Source organism: Methylovorus mays (genome assembly GCF_020531915.1).
In the GTDB taxonomy this organism is placed as follows: domain Bacteria; phylum Pseudomonadota; class Gammaproteobacteria; order Burkholderiales; family Methylophilaceae; genus Methylovorus; species Methylovorus mays.
On the sequence record NZ_JAJAVG010000007.1, the window covers coordinates 157,179 to 183,340 of the forward strand.

Consider the following 26,162-nt stretch of genomic DNA (forward strand, 5'->3'; position numbering starts at 1 on the left):
TTAAATGCAACGCGGCGAAAGGGATGAAACCCAGGCAGCAGATCTTCTGCCCATGAACGAGGGTTAGCCTCCTCCATGGATATGGACGCGCCAGCCTGGTGTTTCACATGTCCCCTTTCATGTGTCGCGATGGTGATAGGCGAGAATTAAGCGCCGTATACCGGGAAGCGGCTGGTCAAGGCGTGTACCTTGGCCTTGGTCGCCGCAATCACGGCTTCGTCGGTCGGGTTGTCCAGCACATCGGCAATCAGGTTGGCCACCAGACGGGCTTCTTCTTCCTTGAAGCCGCGGGTGGTGATGGCTGGCGAACCGATACGTATGCCGGAGGTAACAAACGGACTTTCCGGGTCATTCGGGATCGCGTTCTTGTTCACGGTGATGTGGGCCTGGCCGAGGTAAGCATCCGCCGCCTTGCCAGTCAGGTTCTTGGGACGCAGGTCCACCAGGAACACATGCGACTCGGTACGGCCGGAGATAATGCGCAGGCCGCGCTCTGCCAAGGTTTGTGCCATGATGCTGGCATTCTTGAGTACTTGCTCCTGATATACCTTGAAATCCGGTTGCAATGCTTCGAGGAAAGCCGTGGCCTTGCCTGCGATCACGTGCATCAGCGGGCCGCCTTGCAGGGATGGGAACACATTGGAGTTCAGGGACTTTTCAAACTCGGCCTTGGCGAGAATGATGCCGCCACGTGGACCACGCAGGGTCTTGTGGGTGGTGGAAGTCACGAAATCAGCATGGGGCACCGGGTTAGGGTAAACACCGGCGGCGATCAGGCCGGAGTAATGTGCCATGTCGACCATGAAATAAGCGCCCACCTTTTTGGCGATCTCGGCCATGCGTGCCCAGTCAAAGCGCAGGGCATAGGCAGAAGCGCCGCCAATCAGCAGCTTGGGTTTGCACTCGATGGCAATGCGCTCCATCTCGTCGTAATCGATCTCTTCCTTGTCGTTCAGGCCGTAAGGCACGATGTTGAACAGCTTGCCGGACAAGTTGGCAGGGGAACCATGGGTCAGGTGACCACCGTGGCCAAGGTTCATGCCCATGACGGTGTCGCCTGGCTTGAGGATGGAGAAATACACGGCCTGGTTGGCCTGAGAGCCGGAGTGCGGCTGCACGTTGGCATATTCAGCGCCGAACAGTTGCTTCACACGGTCAATCGCCAGTTGCTCAACCTGATCGACAAACTCACAGCCACCGTAAAAACGCTTGCCTGGATAACCTTCAGCATATTTGTTGGTCAGCTGCGAACCTTGCGCCTGCATGACGGCAGGGCTAGTGTAGTTTTCAGAGGCGATCAGTTCAATATGCTCATCCTGGCGCTGACGCTCGGCTTCAATATGCTGCCAAAGTTCAGGATCTGCAACGTTCAGGGTTTTTGCCGTGCTAAACATGTTCAATTTTCCAAGGGCTTAAAAAGTAAATAGGCAGAATTTTAACATGATCAGCCACTTAAAGAATGAATACGCTTCACTCATTGCAGAGTGCATAGTTGGTGGCTATATACAGCCATATGGCTGATTACAACCACCAGCAATCTTCACATCAAAACCAAGCCATTGATTAAAAACAAACAAATACTTGGCACGCGCTTTGCTGTATAGCTAATGGCAATCTCCTAAATGTATATCTCAATAGGTCTCTTCACCCGCCGTGCATGGCTTTGGCCGCACGGCGGTCTTTTTTTGAGGCATACGGGTTGAGCGCTATAATGGCCCTGCATTTATCCCCCGGGCGCTTCCATGACCACGATTCGGCAAGACGACTTCATACAAAGCATTTACCAATCCCTGCAATACATCGCCTGCTATCACTCACCTGATTTTTTGCAGGCCCTGCATGAGGCATGGCAACGCGAGCCCGCACCCGCTGCGCGCGATGCCATGGGACAAATACTCATCAACTCCTACCTGTGCGCGCAGGGGCAACGCCCGCTGTGCCAGGATACCGGTATCGTGGTGGCCTTTATCCAGGTCGGCATGCAGGTGCAATGGGATGCGAAGCTAAGTCTGCAGGAGATGGTCAATGAAGGCGTGCGCCTGGCGTATGGCGATCCGGATAACCGCTTGCGCGCCTCCATCGTCTCCGACCCCGCAGGCAAGCGCCTGAACACACGGGATAACACGCCTGCCGTGGTGCATGTGGAACTGGTGCCGGGCGACAAAGTAGAGATCAACATTTCCGCCAAGGGCGGCGGCTCGGAAAACAAGGCCAAGCTCGCCATGCTGGAGCCGTCGGACAATATCGTTGACTGGGTTTTGCGCACAGTGCCCACCATGGGCGCTGGCTGGTGCCCACCGGGCGTGTTGGGCATAGGCATAGGCGGCACGGCAGAAAAAGCCGTTCTGCTGGCCAAGCAATCGCTGTTCGCGCCCATTGATATTCAGCAGTTGCGCGAGCGCGGCCCGGCTGACCGCGCCGAAGAGTTGCGGCTGGAGCTTTACGAAAAAGTGAATCGCCTCGGCATAGGCGCGCAGGGGCTGGGCGGGCTGACCACGGTGCTGGATGTCAAAATCCTGCAAACCGCCACGCATGCTACTTCGCTACCAGTCGCCATGATCCCCAACTGCGCGGCCACGCGTCATATTCATTTCACGCTGGATGGCAGCGGCCCGGCCATATTGCCAGTGCCGCGCCTGCAAGACTGGCCGCAGATCGCGCAGGAATCAGGCACGCCCATGCGCCAGGTCAACCTCGACAACCTGACCAAAGCCGACATCCTGCAATGGCAGCCTGGCGAACAGCTGCTGCTGAGTGGCAAATTACTGACCGGCCGCGATGCCGCGCATAAGCGTATTGCCGACCTGCTGGCCTCCGGCCAGCCCTTGCCGGATGGCCTGGATTTTCATAATCGCTTTATTTATTACGTCGGCCCGGTAGACCCGGTGCGCGATGAAGTCATCGGCCCTGCAGGCCCGACCACCGCCACCCGCATGGATCGTTTTACCGACACCATGCTGGGCGAAGCCGGATTACTGGGGATGATAGGCAAGGCCGAGCGCGGTGAAGCCACGGTGGAAGCCATACGCCGCCATCAATCGGTTTACCTGATTGCGATAGGCGGTGCCGCTTATCTCATTTCGCAGGCCATCAAAGCCGCACGTGTCGTGGCGTTCGCCGATCTGGGGATGGAAGCGGTGTATGAATTCACCGTGGAAAACATGCCGGTCACGGTAGCCGTGGATAGCCAGGGCCATTCGGTGCATGAAACCGGCCCGGCAGAATGGCGTCCAAAGATTGCCGACATCCCCATTTTTACTGCCTAGGAAGCGAGTCCCGTCATGGCCCATCTTTTTACTCCGATTACGCTGCGTGAGCTCACCATCCGCAATCGTATTTTTGTATCGCCCATGTGCCAGTATTCCGCCATTGAGGGCATGCCGAATGACTGGCATCTGGTGCATCTGGGCGGCTTTGCCCGCGGTGGTGCCGGGCTGGTGATGGTGGAAGCCACTGGCGTATTGCCAGAAGGCCGTATTACGCCGCAATGCCTGGGCTTATGGAATGACGCCCAGCGCGATGCCTTGCATCGGATCGTGGATTTCATTCATGGGCAAGGCGCCGCAGCCGCCATTCAACTGGCGCATGCCGGACGCAAAGCGTCGTCTACCCGCCCGTGGGAAGGCAGCACCGGCATACCTGTCGATCAAGGCGGGTGGAACACCGTAGCACCCTCCGCGATACCATTCAGCCCGCAGCATGCAACGCCGCAAGCGCTGGATAAAGCAGGCATCGCCCGCATTTCGGATGCGTTCATGGCGGCGGCTGACAGAGCCTTAGCAGCGGGGTTTGACGTCATCGAGCTGCATTGCGCCCATGGCTATCTGCTGCACGAATTTTTGTCACCCCTCGCCAATCAGCGTGACGATGAATACGGCGGTAGCCTGGAAAACCGCTGTCGCCTGGCGCTGAACATCGCGAAACGCCTGCGCGACTTCTGGCCGCAGGACAAACCTGTGTTCGTGCGGATTTCCGCCAGCGACTGGATAGAAGGCGGCTGGGATATTGCCCAGTCCGTGCAGTTCGCGCGCTGGCTCAAGGAGATCGGCATTGATCTGATTGACTGCTCCAGCGGTGGCCTGATTTACGATGCCGTGATTCCGACCGGGCCAGGCTACCAGACCGAGTTTGCCAGCCGCGTGCGCAACGAAGCCGGAATTGCCAGCGGTGCCGTCGGCATGATCACCACATCGACCCAGGCCGAGCACATTCTCGCCACGCACCAGGCCGATGTGATTTTCATGGCGCGCACCTTGTTGAGCGACCCGCACTGGCCGTTGCATGCCGCCAGGGAATTGCGTGCGGACCAGCCTTGGCCGCTGCAATATGAGCGCGCCAAAAGCTTTTAACAATCACTTATAGGAAAACAATGCAATGAAATGGACTGACAGCCTGCGCATCGCTGAAGCGCTGTATGACGCACACCCGGATATCGATCCCAAAACCATACGCTTCACCGACCTTTACCAATGGGTGCTGGATCTGGAAGAGTTTGATGATGCGCCGGAAAAATGCGGTGAAAAGATACTGGAAGCCATCCAGCTGGCCTGGATAGAAGAGGCGGAATAAGCCCTGCATCACGGCAGTTAAGCGTGCTCACTGGCTGACCAGTGAGCACGCTTAATGCATCATGAGGATCCATTGTCGCTGAACACCAGGGCTTGGTTCAGATACTGTTGGAATACCGCGGCTGCACCTGAATGACCTGATCGCTGCTCAGAGATTTAGCTTCCATCTGCCTGCCATCAAACAGCATGGCAATGTTGCGGAGGAACAGCCGACCGGCTTCAGTGACGCGCAGGCATTCATTGTGCAGCTGCAGCAGTCCATCTTGCTCCATCTCCTCCATCTGCGGCAAAGAAGCAGCAAAATAATCATCAAATTCAATTCCCCAAGCGCTTGAAAACGCCCGCTTGTCCAGTTGCAGGTCGCACATCACCTGGGTAATGGCGGCTCGGCGCAGCTGGTCTTCGGGGGTTACGTGCAAGCCACGCTCAATCGGCAGCCGCCCTGCCGTTACCGCATCGCGATACTCCGACAGCACCTTGGTATTTTGCGCATAGGCGTTTTCCGTTTGCGAAATCGCCGAGGCACCCAAGGCCAGGATGTCGCAATTCTTGTGCGTGGTGTATCCCTGGAAGTTGCGGTACAGCGTACCTTGCTGCTGGGCGCGCACCAGTTCATCCTCAGGCTTGGCGTAATGATCCATGCCGATGTGCACATAACCTGCCGCCGTCAGACGATCCAGCGTCATCCTCAACAATTCAAGACGCTGATCCAGGGCAGGCAATGCAGATTCAGGAATCAGGCGCTGATGCTTTTTCATCCAGGGCACATGCGCGTAATTGAAGACGGCCAGTCGGTCCGGCGCCATGGCGATCACCGCATCCAGCGTATGGGCAAAGCGCTCGGGAGTCTGGTGCGGCAAACCGATGATCAGATCGAAGTTGATGCTGTTGATACCGGCATCGCGTATCCAGCCGTATACCTGTTCGATCAACTCCTGCGACTGTATGCGGTTGATGGCTTCTTGCACCTGCGGATCCAGATCCTGCACGCCCAGGCTCAGGCGGTTAAACCCACAGGAGGCCAGTGCCTCCACATGCGCACGCGTCAATTCACGCGGGTCCATTTCGCAGCCAATTTCGGCATCTTCTGCCATGCGGAAACGCCGGGCAAATGCCTGATGCAGCTTCACCAGATCCTCCGGCCGCAAATAGGTGGGTGTGCCGCCCCCCCAATGCATCTGGCGCACAAGACGATCAGCTGAGGCAGTGTCTGCCACCAGCGCCATCTCTTGCAGCAATACCTCAAGGTAACGCTCGGCTTTACTGTAATCACGCGTGGCCACCATATTGCAGCCACAGTAATAACAAAGCGTGTCGCAAAACGGGATATGCGCATACAGCGAGATATCACGCCCGCTGTTCCGGCTGGCTTGCAACTCATGCTGCCAGGCTGCTGCATCAAAGCCAGTATGAAAATGCAAGGCCGTGGGATACGAGGTGTAACGCGGCGCAGCCTTGCTGTATTTATGAACGAGTGAGGTCGGGAATTCCATAATAACCATTATATATTTATGGTTAAAATTTTCCAGCCTTAATCCATCTGGACTATTGCCCGGTGTATTGCCCGATTTGTGCAAGCCGCGATATCGGAATCCCGTTTAGAATAGGAGCAATTCCATTCAGCAAAAGGGCTCGTCGCATGCTTGCACCAAAAGAGATTTTCAAGGCTTACGATATCCGCGGTATTGTCGGCAAAACATTGACTCCCGAAATTGTCGAGCAAATCGGCAAGGCCATTGGCAGCGAGGCCGCCAAACTGCAGCAAAAAGCCATTTGCATCGGCTACGATGGTCGCCTCTCGGGCCCAGAGCTGGCCGAGGCATTGGCACGCGGCATTCTGAGTACGGGTGTTGATGTGATACGTCTGGGCCTGGTCGCCACCCCCATGGTGTATTTTGCCGCACATCAGCTCAAGACGGGCTGTGGCGTCATGGTCACGGGCAGCCACAATCCGCCTGACTACAACGGCCTGAAGATGGTGATTGCGGAAGAGACGCTTTCTGGCGAGAGCATCCAGCGTTTGCGTACCCGCATTGAGCAACAGGACTTTGCCAGCGGCACTGGCCAAGCCAGCGACTACGACATTGCCGATGACTACATCAACCGCATTGCCTCCGACATCAAGCTGAGCCGCCCCATGCGCATTGCCGTCGACTGCGGCAATGGCGTGCCAGGCGCCTATGCTGGCAAGCTTTATCGCGCCCTGGGTTGCGAGGTGGAAGAGCTGTTCTGCGAAGTGGATGGCCACTTCCCCAACCATCACCCCGACCCTTCCGTGCCGGAAAACCTGCTGGACCTGATTGCCGCTTTGGGCAAAGGCAGCTCCGAAATCGGGCTGGCATTCGATGGCGATGGTGACCGCCTGGGCGTGGTAACCAAGGATGGCAAGATCATCTACCCCGACCGTCAGCTGCTGCTGTTTGCAGAAGATGTATTGCAGCGCGAACCTGGCGCCACCATCATTTACGACGTTAAATCCTCACGCAATCTGGCGCCCTGGATCAAGGCACGCGGTGGCTTGCCACTGATGTGGAAAACCGGCCACTCGCTGGTCAAGGCAAAAATGAAGGAAACCGGCTCTGCCCTGGCGGGCGAAATGAGCGGCCATGTATTCTTCAAGGAACGCTGGTTCGGTTTTGATGATGGTTTGTACAGCGGTGCACGCCTGCTGGAAATCCTGAGCCGTTCGGCTGATCCCTCTGCCCTGCTGAATGCATTGCCAGACAGCGTGAGCACGCCAGAACAGCACATACACATGAATGAAGGCGAGCCGCATACCTTGATCGCCAGTCTGCAAAAAACCGCCGAATTTGCCGGCGCTACCGAAGTCATCACCATCGACGGCCTGCGCGTGGAATATCCGGATGGCTTTGGCCTGATGCGTCCATCCAACACGACACCGGTGATCGTGCTGCGTTTTGAAGCAGATGATGAAGCCGCGCTACTGCGTATTCAGGACGCTTTCCGTAGCGTGATCCTGGCAGCGGCACCGCATGTGCATCTGCCCTTTTAACACGGTCGGATCTTGAGTAAAACCGCATGGCTGGCGGCTATGGCCTGGCTGCTAGCCGCCGCTGGCATTTATTACGTAGTGGATGGCCGGATGAATCCGAACAGGAATCCGGGCAGTCAGGGTGGCGAAGTCACGCTGCAGCGTGGCATGGATGGGCATTACCGCGCAACGGCACTGATTAATGGCGAAAAGGTGGATGTGCTGGTGGATACCGGCGCCACCGGCGTTGCGATCTCAAGCCGCACCGCCGAGCGTCTGGGGCTCAGCAGCCATGTGGCCGCCCGCACCACCACTGCCAATGGCGATGCCGTCGCCTATGTCACGCGCCTGCGCAGCGTCAAGATCGGCGATGTGGAAGCGCATGATGTCGCCGCCTTGATCACCCCAGGATTGCAAGGTGAAGCACTGCTCGGGATGTCCTTTCTGAGCCGCATGGATGTCCGTCTGTTTCGCGGCAAGATGACCATCAAACAGGGAGATGAAGCGATCCCCGCGCCGACGGCAGGGGATTTTTGATACCCGCGTTAGCCAGCCAGCATACCGGGCAGCTTCTGCAGCAAATCCAGCTGTCTCGGCAGGCAGACACGCTGCAAATCGTATTGTTGCAGAATGGTCTGGCGGGCGTTCTCCCGTAACGAAGCATAGTTTTCCGGCTTGTTAACCACCTCGACCACTCGCTCGGCCAGCGCCTGCGCATCAAAGAAATCCACCAGCAAGCCATCATGTCCATCACGGATCACTTCAGTCACTGGGGCCGTATTGGAAGCGATGAGCACACAGCCTGCGGCCATGGCTTCCAGCATGGACCATGACAGTACAAATGGATACGTGAGATACACATGCGCCGCAGAAATCTGTAACAGGCTGAGATAGCGTTCATAGGCGACCTTGCCGACAAAATGCACCCTTGTCATATCCAGTTCGGCGCCGACTTCCTTCATCATTTTTTCGCGCCAGTTACCGCCCTCTTCCGGCATGCGGCCATAACTGACCTCATCGCCGCCTACCAGTACCACATGCGCTTGCGGGCAATCCCGCAACATCCGGGGCAAGGCCCGCATGAATATATGGAAGCCACGGTACGGCTCAAGATTGCGATTCACAAAGGTAATGACTTGCTGGGCCGCGGTGAGCGTCAAGGTATCCGAGACCACAAACTGGGCGTTTTTGTCTGGCCGGACAATATGGGTATCCACCCCCTCGTGAATCACGCTGATTCTGGAGCGGTAAACTTCGGGAAACTGACTGGCTTGCCACTCGGTGGGGGTAAGCCCCCAATCACAATTATCCAGCGAAAGCAGGTGATTCGAATTTCTCACCTTGATCCGACAGAACTCATCAATAGTGTAGGACTGAAATTCGGGATCAAATCCGACATCTGCACCTTGCGTCCGATAATAAAACTCGAAGTAATCCAGAATGGCCGCCTGTGGGTAAACGTCCTTGAGAAACAAGGCCTCTCCCCAGCCCGCATGAACACAAATCACGTCGGGAACAAACCCTTGCCGTTTCAGCTCGATCGCCGCCTTGGCGACCTGCTGCCCGCGGCGAATCGCGGCCTCATAACTGCGCAGATACCAATGCGTTTCCTTGGTGGCCCCTTTGGGCGAGGCATAACTGATCAGGCGAACGCCTGGCTGCAAGGAGGCTGGCCGCTTGTTGGCAACATCCACCATCGCCACTACTTCATTCCCCGGCATGGCGGCCAATGCCACGGCCAGATGCTTGAATTGACCAGGATAATTCTGGTGTATGAACAGATACTTCATGTGGAGACCATCGGGGTTAACAGGATCGCAGGTATGGCATTATTCCTCGCGGAAAGTATGGCGCATGCGTTGTGTGATAGGCGAAATCAGATACTCGAGCATGGTCCGGTCCTGCGTCTTGATAAAGGCCGTCACCGGCATGCCGGGCTCAATTTTCACATGCTGCACACTCTTGAGTGATTCCTTGTCGATGCGCACATGCGCAGGATAAGTCAGCAAGTGCGTTTGCGGGTCTTCGACGGCATCCCCGGCAACATACACCACCTCTCCGGTGACCATCGGCGTCGTGCGCTGATTATAGGCATTCAGTTGCACCTCAGCTGGCTGGCCAGGATAGACGGTATCAATATCCAGATTGCGTACGTTCACTTCCACCACCAGATCATCCGATACCGGCACAATGTCCATCATGGCCTGCCCCGGGCTTATAACCCCACCCACCGTGGTCACCTTCATGGCCATGACTTGACCATCAATAGGCGCAGTCACAGTCCGACGCAGCATGGAGTCTTCCGCTGGCCGCAGACGCTCGACAACCTCACGCAACTGGTTGCCCGTATCCTTCAGCTCGGCATCGGCTTCCTGAATGTAGCGATTTTTCACATCGATCACGCGCAACTCCAGCTCGGACACTTTGGCGCGGGTGCCATTCAGATCTGCGGATTGCGCTGCCAACTGCTCATGCTTTTCAGTCAGGGCCTGCCGGTAATTGAGGACATCCGCCTTGCCGACAAAATTCTTTTGCATCAAGCCTTCGCGCATGGCCAGCTGCTCCTGACGATAACGAATGTTTTCCTCTATCGCTTTTACCTGCGCCTCATACGCCGCAGACTCCGCCCTTGAGTGGCCCAACTCATCGCGTAACAGGGCAATCTGGTCATTCAGCATTTTGCGCTTGGACAGAAATTGCGCACGCTCCTTGTTAATAAGCTCCTGCCGCTTGGTGCTCATGGGTACCAATAATTGTTGAGGGAACGTAATGGCGGCGGCCACCGTTTTTTCGGCAATCAGCCTGGCCTCCTTGGCGAGCAGCGCATCCTGCTGGTCACGCAGGATATTCAGCTCAGCACTGTTGCGCGTGTCTTCCAGCAGCAGCAGTGGCTGCCCATGCTTAACAACATCCCCATCGCGCACCAGAATCTGTTTGACGATACCGCCTTCCAGATGCTGAACCGTCTTGCGATTGGTCGCTATTTTTATCTTGCCTTCCGCAATCACCGCGCCACTCAGTGGCGCAACACTGGCCCATAGGAAAAAACCACCCACGATAACCACCGTCATGAACATGCCTTTACGCACAATGCGCGTGGCTTGTCCGGATTCATCCAGCGGAATCGCAGGCCTTACAATGGAAGAAATCAGACTCATATCGGCTGCGCCCCTTTGACCAGGGCAACCTGGCTTGAATTATCAGTGCTGGGGACCGTGCTCTGCATGATCTCCTCGCGATTGCCAAAACTGACCTGACGCCCTTGCTCCAGCACCAGCAGTTTATCCACATCGCGCAATACGCTGGGTTTGTGGCTGACAATAATCAGTGTGACCTTGCGCGATTTCAACTCGCGAATCATGCGCATGAAAGCCAGCTCAGAAGGGCCATCCAGATTGGCGTTCGGCTCGTCCAGCACGACCAGCTTGGGGTTGCCGAACAAGGCACGGGCAAGCCCAACCAGTTGCCGCTGACCGGAGGAAAGAATACGGCCAGCCTCGCCGATATCCGTGTCATACCCTTGCGGCAGACGCAAAATGAAATCATGCGCGCCGACCAGTCTGGCGGCCTCGATCACCTTATCCACATGTTCATTCACCTCGGCCATACGCGCGATATTCTCCGCTACCGTCCCAGCAAAGAGTTCCACCGACTGTGGAAGGTAACCAATGTGCTGACCAAGCTGTCCGGTCTGCGCCCATTGGTAAATATCCGCTCCATCCATGCGAACAGCGCCTGACGTTGGCTTATACAGACCAACCAGCAACCGTGTCAGGGTGGACTTGCCAGCTGCGCTATTACCAATAATGCCCAGCGCTTCCCCCGCCTCCAGAGAAAAATTGAGGTTGCGCAGAATTTCACGTTCACGATTCATGGCAAAAAACAGCTTCTCCACCCGGATATTGCCTGCGAAATCCTGCAAGGTGACACTGGTCGTATCAGGGTTGTAATCCGCCAGCATTTTATTGAGACGGCTATAGGCATGGCGGGCCTTGATGAAAAAACGCCAGCCCGAAATAACGCGATCAATTGGCACCATCACCTTGCCCATGATGATGGTGGCGGCAATCATGACACCCGGCGTCACGGTACGGTCATTGATGGCCAGCCAGGCGGCAACCGCCAGGGCCAAGGTACTGAGCAAATTCCTGACCAGCCGCGACCAGGCAGAAATGGAGGCAGAACGGGTAGCCGATTCAATATTATGGCTGAGCGCCTTGTCATGCACTTTGGACCAGCGCTTGGTCACCACCTCGCGCATGCTCATGGCATTGATCACTTCAAGATTGTTCAGCGCGGAATCAAGCATGTCCTGCGATTGCCGCAAGGAATCCTGTCCCTGCTTTTGGCTTTCAGCACTGACTTTTTCCTCAAGGAAGGTCAATGCCACCAGAATCAAGGTACCTACCACGGCCATCAGGCATAACCAGGGATGAAACAGATAGAGCACGAAAAAATAAACAGGAATCCACGGCACCTCAAACACGGCTTGCACGCCAGAGCCCGAGAAAAATGACTGCACGGTATGCACATCATCCAGCCCCCTGCGATTTGTGCGGCCACTCATGGTCAGCATGCAGGCGAGCACTGTTTTTTGCATTAATCGCTGCATGGTAGCGGAAGTGCGCAGGAACAGACTTTGACGCAGGTATTCAACGTAGTATTGAACAAGGAGCATGAACACGACCAGAATCGTCAGCATGACCAAGGTTTCGTTACTGTGGCTGCTTAATACGCGGTCATACAGTTCAAGCATGTAAAATGCTGGCATCAGCGTCATCAGATTGATGACAAAACTGAAAATGCCGGCGTACATGAAAAACTGCCTGCATTGCAGAATGTAATTCTTGATGGCATTCATAAAACCAATTCCCCAATAAAATACGGCGCAACATGCATCTGCCATGTATTGCCGATTTGCCTTCCCATACTCAACCGGAATTGCCTGATTTTCCCGGATCGAAATTAAGGCACTTGCGGAATTTACACAAAAACAATCGGTTTGATGCACTAACGCCCGCATTATAGCCAGCGGGCGTCATCTGCACATCGGGAAAAATTCCCGAACTCAGGTAATCACAGTGGGGGTATCCCGGCCAGTTTTGATGGCTAACTCAGAGATAGTGAGGGCAATCTTGATCATGTCCCCCAGCGCATCCTGCGCATCCAGGTCATGCTTGGCGCTGTCAGGCTCGTAGGCTTCCAGGTAAATACGCAAGGTAGCGCCTTCAGTACCGGTGCCTGAGAGGCGGAACACGATGCGTGACCCATCTTCAAACAGGATACGCACGCCCTGCTTGGTGCTAAGGCTGCCATCAATCGGATCGGTGTAACTGAAGTCGTCGCAGCTGGCGATGGTATATCGGCCAAAGCGCTGACCAGGCAATCCATTGAAGCTATCGCGCAGCAGCGTCATGACGCCCTGTGCCGCTTCGGTTGGCAGGTTTTCATAATCATGGCGCGAATACACATTGCGGCCAAACTGGCGCCAATGCCGCTTGACCAGGGTCGCTACCGGCTGGCGCTTGATGGCCAGAATATTGAGCCAGAACAGCACGGCCCACAGGCCATCTTTTTCACGCACGTGGTCAGAGCCGGTGCCAAAGCTTTCCTCGCCGCACAGGGTCACCTTGCCAGCATCCATCAGGTTGCCAAAAAATTTCCATCCGGTGGGGGTTTCATAGCAGGGAATCCCCAGCTCCTCGGCCACACGGTCCACCGCCGCACTGGTGGGCATGGAACGCGCCACCCCGGCAATGCCTGCGGCATAGGCCGGAATCAGGCGCGCATTGGCCGCCATCAGGGCGAGACTGTCGGAAGGCGTCACAAAGAAGTGATCGCCCAATATCATGTTGCGGTCACCATCACCATCCGAGGCCGCACCGAATTCAGGCGCATTGTCGCCATACATGATCTCGACCAGTTCGTGCGCATAGGTCAGATTGGGGTCGGGATGGCCTTGACCAAAGTCTTCCAGCGGCACGGCATTCATCACGCTATCTGCACTGGCCCCCAGACGCTTGACCAGAATTTCGCGTGCATAAGGGCCTGTTACCGCATGCATGGCATCAAACTTGAGCCGGAAGCCGCTCGTCAGCAGGCTACGAATGGCAGGAAAATCGAACAGGGATTCCATCAGCTCGGCATAATCCGCCACCGCATCGATCACCTGCACCACCATATTGCCCAGCTGGCTTTCGCCGATCACATCCAGCGCCACATCGGCGGCATCGACAATGCGGTATTCGCTGATGACCTTGCTGCGGGCATAAATGGCTTCGGTCACGGTTTCCGTCGCCGGGCCGCCATTTTCCATATTGTATTTGATGCCGAAATCGCCATCGGGCCCACCGGGGTTGTGGCTGGCAGACAGAATGATGCCGCCGAAGGTCTTGTATTTGCGTATGACGCACGAAGCGGCGGGCGTGGACAAGATACCGCCCTGCCCGACCAGCACACGGCCAAAGCCATTGGCCGCCGCCATTTTGAGAATGATCTGAATCGCCTGGCGATTGTAATAACGACCATCGCCGCCTAACACCAGTGTCGCGCCGGGAGCTGCCTGTATGGTATCGAAAATGCTCTGCACAAAATTCTGCAGATAGTGCACCTGCTGAAATACAGGCACGCGTTTACGCAGGCCGGAAGTCCCTGGCTTCTGGTCCTGATAGGGTTGGCTGGCAACAACTTGTACTGTCATGAATACTCTTCCTGATTTTGGTGACTTAAGGTTGACAGAGGTCACGTTTATATTGATAATTCGCCTTCTTCGCGATTTTGAAGTCGCAAAGGGAGATTAGCTCAGCTGGTAGAGCAGCGGACTCTTAATCCGTTTGTCCGGGGTTCGATCCCCCGATCTCCCACCAAGAAATCAAGGGGTTATGTGAAAGCATAACCCCTTTTCACTTTCTAGTAGCCTCATAGTAGCCCGACTTCAAAAATCTCTTTTGGCCCTATGTCTACTTAGGCCTAGGCGCCACGCAATTACCGAGCGTCACTTTACCGGGAAAGTGTTACAACATCTATAGGCGCTTTTAACAACCCCTAATTCTACTAGATAAACAATGTTGGCTTTTCTAACATCTACATGAATACTGGTTCCGATACCCCACCATCGGAATACCTGATAAACTCAGCACGGCCCGATTGGTAGCCTTGCCAGAGGTTCCGATACCCCACCATCGGAATGCCTGATAAACTCAAGCAGCATTACAATCCCTACTTTCAGGTAGTTCCGATACCCCACCATCGGAATGCCTGATAAACTCGTGCCATGGTAGCAGCTCCTTATTGCGTCAGTTCCGATACCCCACCATCGGAATGCCTGATAAACTCCTTATTCAAAACTGCCTGTTCGCCAAGCATGTTCCGATACCCCACCATCGGAATGCCTGATAAACTCTCGGCGTTGTGAATGGCCTGTAGCCGCTCCGTTCCGATACCCCACCATCGGAATGCCTGATAAACTCATTTCTTTCGCCAAAGCCGAGCAATAACCTGTTCCGATACCCCACCATCGGAATGCCTGATAAACTCGATACGCGTAGGGTCTAGCTGGCCTATCTTGTTCCGATACCCCACCATCGGAATGCCTGATAAACTCGCGCTGATTGGCGTGGAGCAATAGCGTTGAGTTCCGATACCCCACCATCGGAATGCCTGATAAACTCCGTTGTAATCGCTATTCTTGTCATCCTTGAGTTCCGATACCCCACCATCGGAATGCCTGATAAACTCTACCACTCGGTCGATGTTCTCAATGACTTCGTTCCGATACCCCACCATCGGAATGCCTGATAAACTCTACCACTCGGTCGATGTTCTCAATGACTTCGTTCCGATACCCCACCATCGGAATGCCTGATAAACTCAGTTTCAGCAGCTATATCGCGAGTCTGGATGTTCCGATACCCCACCATCGGAATGCCTGATAAACTCATACCTTTCCCCGATCCCATCAAGTCGCTGGTTCCGATACCCCACCATCGGAATGCCTGATAAACTCATCTGCACCTCCAGCCCCACCTTCTGCTGTGTTCCGATACCCCACCATCGGAATGCCTGATAAACTCATACGGTCCCTGCTGTAACGGCAATCTTTAGTTCCGATACCCCACCATCGGAATGCCTGATAAACTCGACACACTTGACGGGGGCAACGTGCCATAAGTTCCGATACCCCACCATCGGAATGCCTGATAAACTCTGCCGAGCTACAGCAGCAAGCGCAGATGCAGTTCCGATACCCCACCATCGGAATGCCTGATAAACTCCACAATGCCGTTGTCAATTGCCGGGGTGGTGTTCCGATACCCCACCATCGGAATGCCTGATAAACTCTGGACATCATCAAGTAATCAACAATCGTGAGTTCCGATACCCCACCATCGGAATGCCTGATAAACTCTAACGCTGATGACATGCCAGCCAGCACACGGTTCCGATACCCCACCATCGGAATGCCTGATAAACTCCACCTCTCGCATATTCGTCGGGGACGTGTTGTTCCGATACCCCACCATCGGAATGCCTGATAAACTCCAAATTGACGATGTAAATGGAACTATCGTTGTTCCGATACCCCACCATCGGAATGCCTGATAAACTCTGATTGTTTGTAACTAACTGATATATAGCTTTATTTAATTAGAAAAGCTCAACTTGCTCTGGCATGTTGGGCTTTTTTCTTGTGGGGTTGATGCCAAAAAACTCTCGTGTCATGCCGTATTGTTTGTCGGTCACTATAAAAAAAACGACTTGAGCGCCAGCGGGGATATGACCGCGCAAACGGATAATGGTCGCCTCGCCTACCGCCAGCGTCGGGAAATGATGCACATAAAGTGAGTTTTGCAGTTGCACGAAATTTTCCTGTAATAGCCTTTTACGGAATACAGTGTAGTCGTGCCTAGCTTCGGCATCAGTCATTGGGCAGTCGTAAACGCATATCACCCACATAACGCGCCAGCCGTTTACGCCCATGCTTTGCCAGACGATAACGCTAGAGGCAAAGCATCCTCCGGTAAAATCAGCTTTTCAGCACGCTTATCCAGTATCCTGACAAAACTGGCAATAGTTTCATTTATTGCGGCGGGTAGACGATAACCTGCTCCATTAAGTTTGATTTCCTGTTCGACAAATCTAAGCAACTCCTTACGAGCCAAACCATCAAAATCGCCGAATGTGCCTGATGCAATATGCCGCTCAACAACAAACCGATACGGTTCGATAAAATCATCAGCCAGATTAAAAGGGTTTTCCGTACTGCAATGCCCCAAGCCTAGCGCAGGATTTAGTCCAGCCATGACCAAAGAACGAGCAACCATAGAGCGCAAAACTGCATAACCAAAATTTAGCCGGGCATTGATGTTATCTTCTGCACCTTGTTTCTCACGTTTAAAATCGTGTTTAAATAAGTAGCTCCAATAATGACGTGCCCCTTGGCCTTCACACTTCCCAGCATCTCCCGGCGCTACCTCTTTGACCAGCCGCTCCAGCCGCAATGCACCCTTACGACCCAATGTCCGCAAGTTTGCAGCTTGAGTGCTCAATCGCGATTGCACAATAGCTTGCCATAAGATGCCTTTGTGCTCTCGTGCATCCAGCTCTATTTGCTGACGTAGGCGCCTCACCAAGTCACCATTGCCCACACTAGGAAGCATCCAAGCGCAGGGAAGATGCATCGCATCCGTTACAACTACTCCAGCCCCAGCTTCGGCCAAAACACGTAAAGCATGTACGCTGATTTGGATGGTATGGTGGTGGAGGCACAGCACCGCAATGTCGAGCGGCAATACGAAACTATCGGAATAACCTTCACGTCGGATGCGGAGTCTACCTAGGTCAACCGACAAGGAGGCAGGATTCTCGATTAGCAGGATGCGATGCTCTGCCATGGCTACAGATTAACCACTTTCAAACGTCTTGCGGCAGGACGGAAGGACACAGTTTTTCCTACCTTGCACTCTTTCGAGGCTTTTTCATTTGCTTCTTTAAACGACCTTGGTTCGCAAATTGGAAGTAATGCGATGGTGCCTGCGGCCTTAAAAAAACAGATTCGATAAGTTTTACCATCTTCCATATCGATTACCGTGTCGCCTTTATAAAGTCGCTTGACCCCCTCTGCGGTCTTCTGCTTCTTGTACCTAATTGCTTGCTGGATAGTTACAGGAGCTTGTCGAATAATACGTCCCTCGCTGATCTCTGTTTCAAGATAAGCGTAACCATTGTGTAAAAGACGTTTTATATGCTCTCGACCATCTTTGCTGACGTGCCTTATCAACATGACATCCTCGGCATACTTATCTGTATAGCAGCAAACTTTTTTAACTTGGATGGGCTTGCCATAGAGTGTTTGGTAAATTGGTTCAGCCAACGCAGCCGGCGCTGTATAACCAGTTGCTATACGTGTCTCGAATACTTTAAAAATTAATTCGCGAATGGTATCGCTGACTATACTAGAGATAGCCTTTCGGGCCTGCTCGACAGTACCTTTCTTGCGATCCACTAACGTTGCCAGTGACGTACGTAAGGTGAGCCGTAATTTATCCTCGCCATCTTTTTGAGCAACACCATAAGCTGTTTCCTGAAACATAGCTCCATCTGGGTAATGATCCGGTTTAATGGATAACGGACAATTCTTAATTGCATGCAAGGCAAGCTCGCGGATGTTTTTCAGTGGTGGCTCCACCACTTGCAGGCGGGGCCGCTCTCCATTGGCAACAAGCTCGCTGTCCAGCTTGTATTGCTGTGCCATTCGCTGGAACAGACTTCGCGATGTCAATGCTATAGTGATGGCATCAATCAGGTGGTGACGGTGGTCAATTCGCTTGTTAAGTCTGCGGTCGGTATGTCGAGATTTATCCTTGGCGCGATGACCTTCCCATACGCCACGATAACGCTCAAATTCTTCCGGCGTAATAACGCTCCCCTCCTCATCCAATATCGGTAGGTTTTCGGTGATGCGAGCTTGCGGAATAACGGTTTCTAGTTTCCATTTGCGCCGCAGCATTGCCGTGAGTTCGCCTCGTGAGACGGATACAGGCTTGGCGCTGATGCTTTGCAGCCAGAGCGCAGCTTCCTTTGCGATCCACGAAGTCTGATGAAATTGACGGTCGGCAAATCCTGCGATGGATTCGTCGTTCAAGACTTCGACTTCGAAATTCTGAAGTCGTAGCAGTCTGGCTTTGCGAAATTGCCGATTTTTTTCGAACCACTCCGCGCGATGCTCAATGATTGCCCAGCGTGCGTTGTCGCGACCTTGGCCCCATGCCTCATAAGGCGTGCGATTGCCTTTCTCCTGATTACAACTACGATGCGCGAGCACGATTTCGCTACGCTTCATACCGACTTGTGTTAATGAACGGGGCAGGATGTGTTCATATTCCGTTTCGGCTCCGTTAAGCGCATCGGCCAATGTGATTGTGCGCTCGCAATAAGGGCAGAATTTCTCGCCTTGCTCACGCCATAATAAGTAGCGACGCACTCTTGACGATGTTACGGTCGCTCCATGGTCACTGATAGCTTTCTCGGCATCTTTTCGAGCCGCGCGGCTTTTATTGTTTTCGCTTTCGCGCTCGTTGCGCTTGCTAACGCCCACACTCATCTCACGTGCCATTTCCACTACGATTTCATAAGGCGGAGCGCCTAATTCATCAATCATGCGGTTGATAACAAAACGTATCTGACGTAGGGAGCCATCCACCACGGCATTGCCTGTTAGCTTTGGGGCAGACAACCGGGTTAGCTGGACTCGGGATTGGTCTTGCGATTTAGGGTAACACGCACGAATAGCGGCATCTTCATCGAGTCGCATATCATTTTTCCCGTTCTCTGGCCACCAAGGATTGGCTAGCCATTCCGTCAGGCGATTAAGCGCCTTTATAGAATAAGATGCACGTCCTCCATCAAAGCCCATCTTGACTAGGTGGTCGAATTTCTCGCTCTGCTTGAGCCTATTAATGAAGTTTACAAACTCTGGATCAAGTAAACGTTGCGTACCGTCTTGTTTGGAAAAGCGTATATGCCAGAGCGGGTCGTCTAGTTGCTCTGGAGAGCCAAGGTCGGCAAGGAAATTAATTGCTTGTACTTGTGTCCGTTTGCCTAAACTACACCACTCGTCGTAAAGCCCCAGCTTGCGAAATACATGATTGGTCTTGTTACCCGGCAATTCGTCTCGGCTCAAGCGGTCAAGATTTAAGCCGAGACCTTCCGGTTTTTGGCAGCCGTTTTTTTCGAGAGCATCGTATATGGCTTTGAAGCCAACCACATCCCTTTCGTCCAGCAAGCTGCGAATCACGGCTTTTTGATTACCGCTCAGGGCTGTAGCACGTTTTCCGGCACCCCAACGCAAATCAGCTAGAGTTTTCTCAATTCGAAAATGCTGAAAAGCAAGTTGCGCACGTGGTGCACGGGACAACGTGGGTTCAAGTCCACATTGACCAACCATACTACCAACCCCCTTTAATGAGCGCTGATGAAAAATCGCTGCGTGGAAAATTTCCTTGACAGATACTCCATCGTGTTGCGATTGTAGACATGGATAAAATGCCGATTGTGTCTGCCAAACTTGCTCAAACTCTGCTTCGACCTGTTTACGCAAAGCATACAGATTGGGCAAAGGGCTGCTGTCATCCGTACGGTTCTCCTTGATCTTCAGCTTGGTTGGCAATCCTTGTTGCCATCGATGATATAGATATTCCCCAATCGTAATGGCGGTTACCCCACGCGATTCGGCCAACGCTTTCATTTGATCTTCGAGGTCCTTGCTGCCCCCTTCAACCTCTCCTAGCTTTGCATTTTCTTTTTTATGACGGAATTCACCTGCATACCCTCGCCGCTTTCCATAGCGAATGAATATCCGCATCAAATCTGAAAGATCAATTTGCTCGCGCGCCGCACGAGCTCGAACCTCAAGCAGTGTCGAGCCGCTATCGATTGAGGGGGCGATAGCAATACCTATTAGTTTAGCAAGCGCGGCAATACGTTTTGTCCGGCCACTTCTTCTATCTATTTGCCGACGTTGCATTCGAGCCGCACGGCGACCAGCTTTTTTGGAAATTAAACCACTTTGGCTTTTCTCCAAAGGCTCGTCAAAAATCCTGATTGCAGACCATATCAAGTCCTGCGGTTCGTTATTGTGATTTAAAGAAACTGCGGCAATGCCCAATGATGCAGTACCAACATCCAATCCTAGCCGATAGCGCATTACTTGCCCCTTCTGCTTATTTTTGTTGTAACATAATAGCGTATTAGGCATTCCGATGGTGGGGACTATCGGTAACAAGGGGAAGGTTGAAAAACCAACCCCACCGATACAAGACGGCGACTTCGGTCGCCGTTTTCATTTGCATAATCAAGGTACAGTTATTAACAGAACTCCAAGGGGGCTAAAAAGCCCCTAACCCCACCCGCACTATCGCCTAGGCTCTCCGCTGCACTTTGGCCTAGCATGTTTTGCACCAATGGGATTGGCTTGATAACCTCACGCTTCCCCTTAAAGGTAATGCTCCATTGCTCTAACCTCGTTGGCACAACCACTGTGCCGCACTCAATGCCAATGATCTGATTGCCACTCGGCTCCCTGTAACGGTTAGGCTTGTCGCTCCATACCTTGGCAAGTTGCACAGGCATTTCCTTCCGCTTGCCTAACGGGCCACCCATAAGCGCCATGAAGGTTTTCCAGTCGCCTTTATCAGCAGCCTCCCAGATAGCCTGCATGTCAGGGCTCAACTCTGCTTTCTTGAGTCGTCGCATTTCCCGATAGATGCCGACAGGCGGCCCACCAATTTGCTGATACTGACGAATACCCCATGTGCGCGCCCATGCGGCGATGCGCTTCGCCGATTGCTTGGCGTCTTCGTTGTAGAGGTCAACATCCATCCCATAGCCATCAAGACCTTTAGCAATGTATTTGGCGATATAGCCCGTTGCACTGCCCTTGGCGGGGTCGATTTTCTCGGCTTTAAAGCGATGTTCGGCGGCTCCGCGTTCATCGGGGTCCGCCTTTAACGCGTATTCGCGCAATACTTCGGTGAGGCGATTAGATTGATTAGGGCTAACGAATAACAGCAAGTGCCAATGTGGCGTGCCGTCATGGTGTGGCTCAACTACCCTGAAGCCGTATACGTAGATGCCCTCTCGCGCCAGTTGCGCCCGTATCTGCGCCCATAGCTTGCTTAGATACTTCTGGGCTTCCCGAGGTGTGGTCTTGTCGTATTTTGTATTGAGATAGGTTTTGATATTGCCTTTGGCATCTACCCGCGATTTATACCGATGCATGCGGGATGGGCAGGTGATGGTATAGAACATGGCCTCATGACCGAGCTCTTTACTGGCCTCTTCGAAGCCACGTATACGTACCATTAATTCCCCGCGCCTTAGTTTGGGGTTGGCCTGGCTCTTCTCAGCCAGCTCATATAACGAAACCTCTTCGCCCGTACTCTCGTTAACGGCGAAGGTGTTCTTTAACGTACGTATGTTACGTTGGCTCTGCTGTTGGATAAATTTATAGGATTCATCGCTAACGTATATGTAGCCGTTACGATGCACGAGACCTGTGCTGACGGCATAGCCTTCAACGTTACGTACGTATACGTTACGTAACGTACGACGCCACCAGTATTCATCACACAAGCGATTGAGTGCCCCGGTAACCGTCATGCCCTTTTTGTCTGTTCCTGTAACAGTACCGCCTACGGTTACCGATACCGTTACAGGAACAGACTGAAGCGGCTCATTTAGCAACGCAGGATGAAGGTTGAATCGTTCCTGTAACAGATACCGTATGCCATAAAGCCCCGCTTCTTCACTCGGGGCCGTATCACGAAGGCGTGCACAACGCTGGCTCAAGTCTTTTGCGCGGGCATTCAAGTCATCATCGTTAGCCGCTAGCGGTACGCCTAATTCGGCAAGCTCATCCTGTACATCCAGCAAATACAGATTGGCCCAGCGGCGGCCCTTTATCTGATATAGCTCCGTATACGTATGCGCTACCGGAATAGCAAAGCTATCCGGGAGGCTACGTAGGGGCTTGCGACGAAACTTAACGTCGCTCCCGTCCTCATCAAACTTTGCGGCGATGATTTCCGCAGGCGTGGCATCGTTGGGTAAATAGGAAAATTGGGCGGCGATCATTTGCGCACTCCAGTATCAGAGGTGGAGAGGCGAACGCGGGATTCGATATAGGCTTGCAAATCCTCCAGCCGATAGCGCACAGCGCGTGCGCCTATCTTGATGAAGGGGACTTTAGCGCCTGCCCAGCGGTCACGTTCTAGGAAGGCTTTAGACAGGCCCAGGAATTGGGCTGCTTGTTGGGTGTTAAGTAGTTGTGCTTGCATGTTCTCGCTCTTTCAAAGTTAAGGAAATGCGAGAATGCCTGCACGATATATTTTTGTAGATGGGTGTATACGTATACACCCATTGACAAAGAAGAAGGCTGATTTAATGCGGGTTTTCGAGGAATTGAGTTTTTAAAATATTTTTTACTTGCTGGTGATTGATTGTCTGTGATAGTGACTGATGCAGATGGCGCACACATCTAAGCATTCCTCCGCGATTTGGGGGGGTGGGTGTTTTCTTAGTGCGCGTTGGCTTGTGCTAGGCGTTCATGGCGGCCAATAGATAATCCGTTATCCGTTGCATAGGCGCCCTTAGGCGTTCTGCATCGCCAATAATGTACCCGGCAGTCACATCATTCGCCATTTTGTGATTGGCTAATCGTTTAAGTGCATACGCGGATATATCCAAGCTTTCCGCGATCGTGATGAATGTGCGCCGTAAATCATGCGGTGTAAACGACACGCCTGAGGCTTCAATCACTTTTTTCATCTGCTTACCGGGGTCATCCATATACCCTTTGGCACCAGAACCGGGAAACACGAATAAGCTTTGCCCCTGATTTTGCTCATACCGTGCTTTGAGCAGATCAAACAGAAAGTCACTCAATGGCAAGGTGTGAGGCTGTCGATTCTTGGGATCGGGCACCGTTAAGGTTTTGGCCTTGAGGTCTACATATTCCCACCTCAGCCCTAAAGCCTCCTCGCGGCGTAGGCCTGTAAAAATCAATAGTAATAGGTAGTCCTTTACCGCATGCCGATTAATGCCGTTAGAGGTCTCAGGAAGTGCGTTAACGGCCTTAAACCATGCAGGTAGCTCATGGGCTTTAATGACGGTCTGCCGTCGATCTACGCGATACCATGACCGCGTCTGTGATAGGCGCTTGATCGGATTGTCCGAAATAATCGGGTTCCCTTCGGAGTCCTCATATTGCCCAATGGCAAAATTGAAGATGGCGCGCATGAAGCGCATGGCAAGATTGGCTTGGGCTTCACTGCGTTCACCAATCTGCCGATGCTTGCGCTCGATGAGGTCTTTCGTAATGTCCGCTAGGGGCTTGTTCTGCCACTCCTCGAAATAGGTTTTCATGAAACGGGAGTAATCGTAGACGGTTCTGGGCTTTAGGCTATTACGTGCCTTAAGGTAAGCATCGAACACTTGCTGAAGTGTGACGCTTTTAGCCCTTTTGGCTTTATCTGCGTCATTAGGGTTAATGCCACCGGCAATCATCCCTAAAATGTTTTTGGCTTGTTGTCTGGCTTGCTCTGCGGTAAACACACCATGATGGCCGATGGTTACCCGTACCGTTTTATTATTGACCTTGCCTTCCGCGAAGTAGACTTTACTGCCAGTGCCGACGCGCAGCCCAAAGCCTTTCAATTCGGTATCGCGGTAAAACATTTGCCCCGAGTCGGGGTTGGGGATGGAGTCCACAAGGGATTTGGTGAGTTTGTGTGCCATGGCTACTAACCGTAATTTAGTAGCCATATAGTAGACTGGATATTTAAAACAACGTCAACAGTCCTCAATGAATATAAAACATTAATTCATTAAAAACATAAAGTTATAAAACATTTTAAAACACGATAAAATCCAATAAAACTTATTTTATAGAACTCTTAATCCGTTTGTCCGGGGTTCGATCCCCCGATCTCCCACCAAAAACAAAGGCTTGTGCTCTGCACAGGCCTTTTTTATTTGCCTGGATTGCTTCACATTCACGGGCAACACTGCCCGGCTATCATCAGCCGTCACACCGGATTCCTGCATGTCGTTCAGCGAAAGCAAAACCTTTATCGGCAACGCCAGTCTCATATGACAACAGCATCATCAGTATAATCGGTTTTTCAGAAAATCAGGTCAGGAGCAAAGCGCATGGAGACATTCAAGGTAGAAGGCATGGTATGCGGCGGCTGCGTTAATGCTGTTACCCGGGCGATTCAGAACGAGGATGCCGGGGCCAGGGTGGAGGTCGATCTGGCCAGCGGCAAGTTGACAACCGAAAGCGCGCTCAGCAAGCAGCAGGTCGCTGCCATTATCGAAGAAGCGGGTTACACGGTAGTAGGGTAACCATAGGAGCAGTGGCCTGCCATCAGATCGCCAGGCCCATTTCCAGCCCATAAAAAAGCCGACGTTTCAGCCGGCTTTTTTCATTCAGTACTGCAGTCAGCATCACGCTGATACAGCTGCATCCTGCGCGGGTTCAGAACCCCAGGCTATCGAGCAGATCATCCACTTGTGCCTGGCTCGCCACCACATCGACCGCGTTCGGGTCAATCTGTGGACCATTCAGCAGGCCGGTGTCGGCTTCTTTCTTGGGCACATTGATATGGCCTGGCGAGAAGTCGATCAGCACTTGTACCAACTGCTGTTCCAGATCCTGCGCCAGCGTAGTGATTTTCTTGATCACCTGACCGGTAAGATCCTGAAAATCCTGCGCCATCATGATTTCCATCAGCAAGTCCTTGGTTTCAGAGGTGTTCTTCACTGTCTGATCCAGAAAAGCCATGGTATCGGTCGCAATCGCATCATATTGGCTCTTGAGCGCCGGGGTTGCCAGCAAGGCATCCCAACGCTTCTGCAGATCGGCTGCCTGGGTCGACAAGGCATTTTGCAGGGGGGTGGCGACATCGGTGGCATTCAGCACGCGCTCGGCCGCTTGCTCGGTCATCTTGGCCACATAATTCAGGCGTTCGCGCGCATCGGGGATTTCTGAGGCGGCTTTTTCCAGTATTTTGTCAAAGCCCAGACCGGAGAGATTGTCGTGCAGGGCCCGCGTGACATGGCCGATACGGTTGAGGATTTCGTCGTTGGTATTCACTGGAGCTGCCGACGAGCTGTTGTCTTCAGAAGTAAGAGGCTCGCTCATGTTATGCCCCTGACTTTTCCAGTTTTTCAAAGATTTTCGCGAGCTTCTCATCCAGCGTGGCAGCCGTAAATGGCTTCACCACATAGCCGTTGGCACCGGCCTGGGCAGCGGCGATGATGTTTTCCTTCTTGGCTTCTGCCGTCACCATCAGCACGGGCAGCGATGACAAGGTGGGGTCGGCGCGGATTTCCTTCAGCATGGTCAGGCCATCCATGTTCGGCATGTTCCAGTCGGACACGACAAACTCAAAATTGCCGCCACGCAGCTTGCTGAGGGCCATGACGCCATCTTCGGCTTCATCGACATTGGTATAGCCCAGCTCCTTGAGCAGGTTGCGCACAATTCGGCGCATGGTTGAAAAGTCATCAACCACGAGAAATTTGGTATTTGGATTAGCCAT

20 protein-coding genes, 1 tRNA gene and 1 CRISPR repeat array are annotated in these 26,162 nt (G+C 53.2%); of the genes, 7 read left to right on the forward strand and 14 right to left on the reverse strand.

Annotated features, from left to right (window positions below):
• Nucleotides 1-146: 146 nt before the first annotated feature.
• Nucleotides 147-1,394: a serine hydroxymethyltransferase gene (gene glyA / locus LG203_RS09370; RefSeq protein WP_230337716.1), complete on the reverse strand. Its 1,248-nt coding sequence runs from the start codon at nucleotides 1,392-1,394 to the stop codon at nucleotides 147-149.
• A gap of 348 nt (nucleotides 1,395-1,742) precedes the next feature.
• Here glyA and LG203_RS09375 point away from each other — a divergent pair, with 348 nt between their 5' ends.
• From LG203_RS09375 to iscX, 3 genes are read left to right on the forward strand one after another with little or no spacing between them, the layout of a single operon-like run.
• On the forward strand, nucleotides 1,743-3,266 hold the full coding sequence (locus tag LG203_RS09375; RefSeq protein WP_230345530.1) for a fumarate hydratase: 1,524 nt from the start codon (nucleotides 1,743-1,745) through the stop codon (nucleotides 3,264-3,266).
• Between the two features lie 15 nt (nucleotides 3,267-3,281).
• A complete protein-coding gene (locus LG203_RS09380) occupies nucleotides 3,282-4,349 on the forward strand; it encodes an NADH:flavin oxidoreductase/NADH oxidase (RefSeq protein ID WP_230345531.1) in 1,068 nt (355 codons plus the stop codon).
• 25 nt (nucleotides 4,350-4,374) lie between these two features.
• Nucleotides 4,375-4,569 (forward strand): Fe-S cluster assembly protein IscX, encoded by a 195-nt coding sequence (gene iscX / locus LG203_RS09385; protein ID WP_013441661.1) that lies wholly within the window; start codon nucleotides 4,375-4,377, stop codon nucleotides 4,567-4,569.
• 97 nt (nucleotides 4,570-4,666) lie between these two features.
• Here the strand turns inward: iscX and hemN are convergent, their stop codons facing one another.
• Nucleotides 4,667-6,070 carry an oxygen-independent coproporphyrinogen III oxidase gene (hemN, locus tag LG203_RS09390; RefSeq protein ID WP_230345532.1) on the reverse strand — a complete coding sequence of 468 codons (1,404 nt, stop codon included), beginning with the start codon at nucleotides 6,068-6,070 and terminating at the stop codon, nucleotides 4,667-4,669.
• Nucleotides 6,071-6,207: 137 nt separating this feature from the next.
• On the opposite strand from hemN, the gene LG203_RS09395 reads away from it, so the two are divergent.
• Nucleotides 6,208-7,581 carry a phosphomannomutase/phosphoglucomutase gene (locus LG203_RS09395; protein ID WP_230345533.1) on the forward strand — a complete coding sequence of 458 codons (1,374 nt, stop codon included), beginning with the start codon at nucleotides 6,208-6,210 and terminating at the stop codon, nucleotides 7,579-7,581.
• 12 nt (nucleotides 7,582-7,593) lie between these two features.
• Nucleotides 7,594-8,097, forward strand: coding sequence for a retropepsin-like aspartic protease family protein (locus LG203_RS09400; protein ID WP_230345534.1), 504 nt, complete (start codon nucleotides 7,594-7,596; stop codon nucleotides 8,095-8,097).
• Nucleotides 8,098-8,105: 8 nt separating this feature from the next.
• Here LG203_RS09400 and LG203_RS09405 read toward each other — a convergent pair whose 3' ends face one another.
• From LG203_RS09405 to LG203_RS09420, 4 genes are all read right to left on the reverse strand, one after another.
• Nucleotides 8,106-9,350 carry a glycosyltransferase family 4 protein gene (locus LG203_RS09405; protein WP_230345535.1) on the reverse strand — a complete coding sequence of 415 codons (1,245 nt, stop codon included), beginning with the start codon at nucleotides 9,348-9,350 and terminating at the stop codon, nucleotides 8,106-8,108.
• Between the two features lie 39 nt (nucleotides 9,351-9,389).
• Nucleotides 9,390-10,718 carry an HlyD family type I secretion periplasmic adaptor subunit gene (locus LG203_RS09410; protein WP_230345536.1) on the reverse strand — a complete coding sequence of 443 codons (1,329 nt, stop codon included), beginning with the start codon at nucleotides 10,716-10,718 and terminating at the stop codon, nucleotides 9,390-9,392.
• A complete protein-coding gene (locus LG203_RS09415) occupies nucleotides 10,715-12,421 on the reverse strand; it encodes a type I secretion system permease/ATPase (RefSeq protein ID WP_230345537.1) in 1,707 nt (568 codons plus the stop codon). The genes LG203_RS09410 and LG203_RS09415 overlap by 4 nt, the downstream gene beginning before the upstream one ends.
• A gap of 207 nt (nucleotides 12,422-12,628) precedes the next feature.
• Entirely contained in the window at nucleotides 12,629-14,260 is a 1,632-nt protein-coding gene (locus LG203_RS09420) for an alpha-D-glucose phosphate-specific phosphoglucomutase (RefSeq protein WP_230345538.1), read from the reverse strand.
• A 90-nt stretch (nucleotides 14,261-14,350) separates the two neighbouring features.
• Here LG203_RS09420 and LG203_RS09425 point away from each other — a divergent pair.
• Nucleotides 14,351-14,426 (forward strand) — tRNA-Lys (locus tag LG203_RS09425).
• A gap of 231 nt (nucleotides 14,427-14,657) precedes the next feature.
• Nucleotides 14,658-16,168: direct repeats of the CRISPR family, unit length 37 nt; unit sequence GTTCCGATACCCCACCATCGGAATGCCTGATAAACTC.
• A 38-nt stretch (nucleotides 16,169-16,206) separates the two neighbouring features.
• On the opposite strand, the gene cas2 is transcribed toward LG203_RS09425, so the two are convergent.
• The 6 genes from cas2 to LG203_RS09455 all read right to left on the reverse strand — a co-directional run bounded on the left by cas2 (nucleotide 16,207) and on the right by LG203_RS09455 (nucleotide 24,354).
• Nucleotides 16,207-16,539, reverse strand: a complete 333-nt coding sequence (gene cas2, locus LG203_RS09430; protein ID WP_328486859.1) for a CRISPR-associated endonuclease Cas2 — start codon at nucleotides 16,537-16,539, stop codon at nucleotides 16,207-16,209.
• Nucleotides 16,530-17,453: a type II CRISPR-associated endonuclease Cas1 gene (gene cas1, locus LG203_RS09435; RefSeq protein ID WP_230345540.1), complete on the reverse strand. Its 924-nt coding sequence runs from the start codon at nucleotides 17,451-17,453 to the stop codon at nucleotides 16,530-16,532. The genes cas2 and cas1 overlap by 10 nt, the downstream gene beginning before the upstream one ends.
• 2 nt (nucleotides 17,454-17,455) lie before the next feature.
• Entirely contained in the window at nucleotides 17,456-20,764 is a 3,309-nt protein-coding gene (gene cas9 / locus LG203_RS09440) for a type II CRISPR RNA-guided endonuclease Cas9 (protein ID WP_230345541.1), read from the reverse strand.
• A gap of 161 nt (nucleotides 20,765-20,925) precedes the next feature.
• On the reverse strand, nucleotides 20,926-22,692 hold the full coding sequence (locus LG203_RS09445; protein WP_230345542.1) for a replication endonuclease: 1,767 nt from the start codon (nucleotides 22,690-22,692) through the stop codon (nucleotides 20,926-20,928).
• Entirely contained in the window at nucleotides 22,689-22,895 is a 207-nt protein-coding gene (locus LG203_RS09450) for a helix-turn-helix transcriptional regulator (protein WP_230345543.1), read from the reverse strand. The genes LG203_RS09445 and LG203_RS09450 overlap by 4 nt, the downstream gene beginning before the upstream one ends.
• 259 nt (nucleotides 22,896-23,154) lie before the next feature.
• Complete coding sequence (locus LG203_RS09455; protein ID WP_230345544.1) at nucleotides 23,155-24,354, reverse strand: tyrosine-type recombinase/integrase; 1,200 nt, start codon at nucleotides 24,352-24,354, stop codon at nucleotides 23,155-23,157.
• A gap of 414 nt (nucleotides 24,355-24,768) precedes the next feature.
• On the opposite strand from LG203_RS09455, the gene LG203_RS09460 reads away from it, so the two are divergent.
• A complete protein-coding gene (locus LG203_RS09460) occupies nucleotides 24,769-24,963 on the forward strand; it encodes a heavy-metal-associated domain-containing protein (protein WP_230345545.1) in 195 nt (64 codons plus the stop codon).
• 133 nt (nucleotides 24,964-25,096) lie between these two features.
• On the opposite strand, the gene cheZ is transcribed toward LG203_RS09460, so the two are convergent.
• Both cheZ and cheY read right to left on the reverse strand, forming a co-directional pair.
• Nucleotides 25,097-25,762 (reverse strand): protein phosphatase CheZ, encoded by a 666-nt coding sequence (gene cheZ / locus LG203_RS09465; RefSeq protein ID WP_230345546.1) that lies wholly within the window; start codon nucleotides 25,760-25,762, stop codon nucleotides 25,097-25,099.
• 1 nt (nucleotide 25,763) lies between these two features.
• The gene (gene cheY / locus LG203_RS09470; protein ID WP_013441654.1) at nucleotides 25,764-26,162 is read right to left on the reverse strand and encodes a chemotaxis response regulator CheY; all 399 of its coding nucleotides are present in this window, start codon (nucleotides 26,160-26,162) and stop codon (nucleotides 25,764-25,766) included.

Excerpts from the sequence above, each read along its gene's own strand:
- cas1 (WP_230345540.1), bottom strand. The coding sequence starts at position 17,453 with ATGGCAGAGCATCGCATCCTGCTAATCGAGAATCCTGCCTCCTTGTCG.
- LG203_RS09410 (WP_230345536.1), bottom strand. The coding sequence starts at position 10,718 with ATGAGTCTGATTTCTTCCATTGTAAGGCCTGCGATTCCGCTGGATGAA.
- hemN (WP_230345532.1), bottom strand. The coding sequence starts at position 6,070 with ATGGTTATTATGGAATTCCCGACCTCACTCGTTCATAAATACAGCAAG.
- LG203_RS09375 (WP_230345530.1), top strand. The coding sequence starts at position 1,743 with ATGACCACGATTCGGCAAGACGACTTCATACAAAGCATTTACCAATCC.
- cheY (WP_013441654.1), bottom strand. The coding sequence starts at position 26,162 with ATGGCTAATCCAAATACCAAATTTCTCGTGGTTGATGACTTTTCAACC.
- LG203_RS09445 (WP_230345542.1), bottom strand. The coding sequence starts at position 22,692 with ATGATCGCCGCCCAATTTTCCTATTTACCCAACGATGCCACGCCTGCG.
- cheZ (WP_230345546.1), bottom strand. The coding sequence starts at position 25,762 with ATGAGCGAGCCTCTTACTTCTGAAGACAACAGCTCGTCGGCAGCTCCA.
- LG203_RS09420 (WP_230345538.1), bottom strand. The coding sequence starts at position 14,260 with ATGACAGTACAAGTTGTTGCCAGCCAACCCTATCAGGACCAGAAGCCA.
- cas2 (WP_328486859.1), bottom strand. The coding sequence starts at position 16,539 with ATGGGCGTAAACGGCTGGCGCGTTATGTGGGTGATATGCGTTTACGAC.
- LG203_RS09450 (WP_230345543.1), bottom strand. The coding sequence starts at position 22,895 with ATGCAAGCACAACTACTTAACACCCAACAAGCAGCCCAATTCCTGGGC.
- LG203_RS09455 (WP_230345544.1), bottom strand. The coding sequence starts at position 24,354 with ATGGCACACAAACTCACCAAATCCCTTGTGGACTCCATCCCCAACCCC.
- LG203_RS09415 (WP_230345537.1), bottom strand. The coding sequence starts at position 12,421 with ATGAATGCCATCAAGAATTACATTCTGCAATGCAGGCAGTTTTTCATG.
- LG203_RS09380 (WP_230345531.1), top strand. The coding sequence starts at position 3,282 with ATGGCCCATCTTTTTACTCCGATTACGCTGCGTGAGCTCACCATCCGC.
- LG203_RS09395 (WP_230345533.1), top strand. The coding sequence starts at position 6,208 with ATGCTTGCACCAAAAGAGATTTTCAAGGCTTACGATATCCGCGGTATT.
- cas9 (WP_230345541.1), bottom strand. The coding sequence starts at position 20,764 with ATGCGCTATCGGCTAGGATTGGATGTTGGTACTGCATCATTGGGCATT.
- iscX (WP_013441661.1), top strand. The coding sequence starts at position 4,375 with ATGAAATGGACTGACAGCCTGCGCATCGCTGAAGCGCTGTATGACGCA.
- LG203_RS09460 (WP_230345545.1), top strand. The coding sequence starts at position 24,769 with ATGGAGACATTCAAGGTAGAAGGCATGGTATGCGGCGGCTGCGTTAAT.
- LG203_RS09405 (WP_230345535.1), bottom strand. The coding sequence starts at position 9,350 with ATGAAGTATCTGTTCATACACCAGAATTATCCTGGTCAATTCAAGCAT.
- glyA (WP_230337716.1), bottom strand. The coding sequence starts at position 1,394 with ATGTTTAGCACGGCAAAAACCCTGAACGTTGCAGATCCTGAACTTTGG.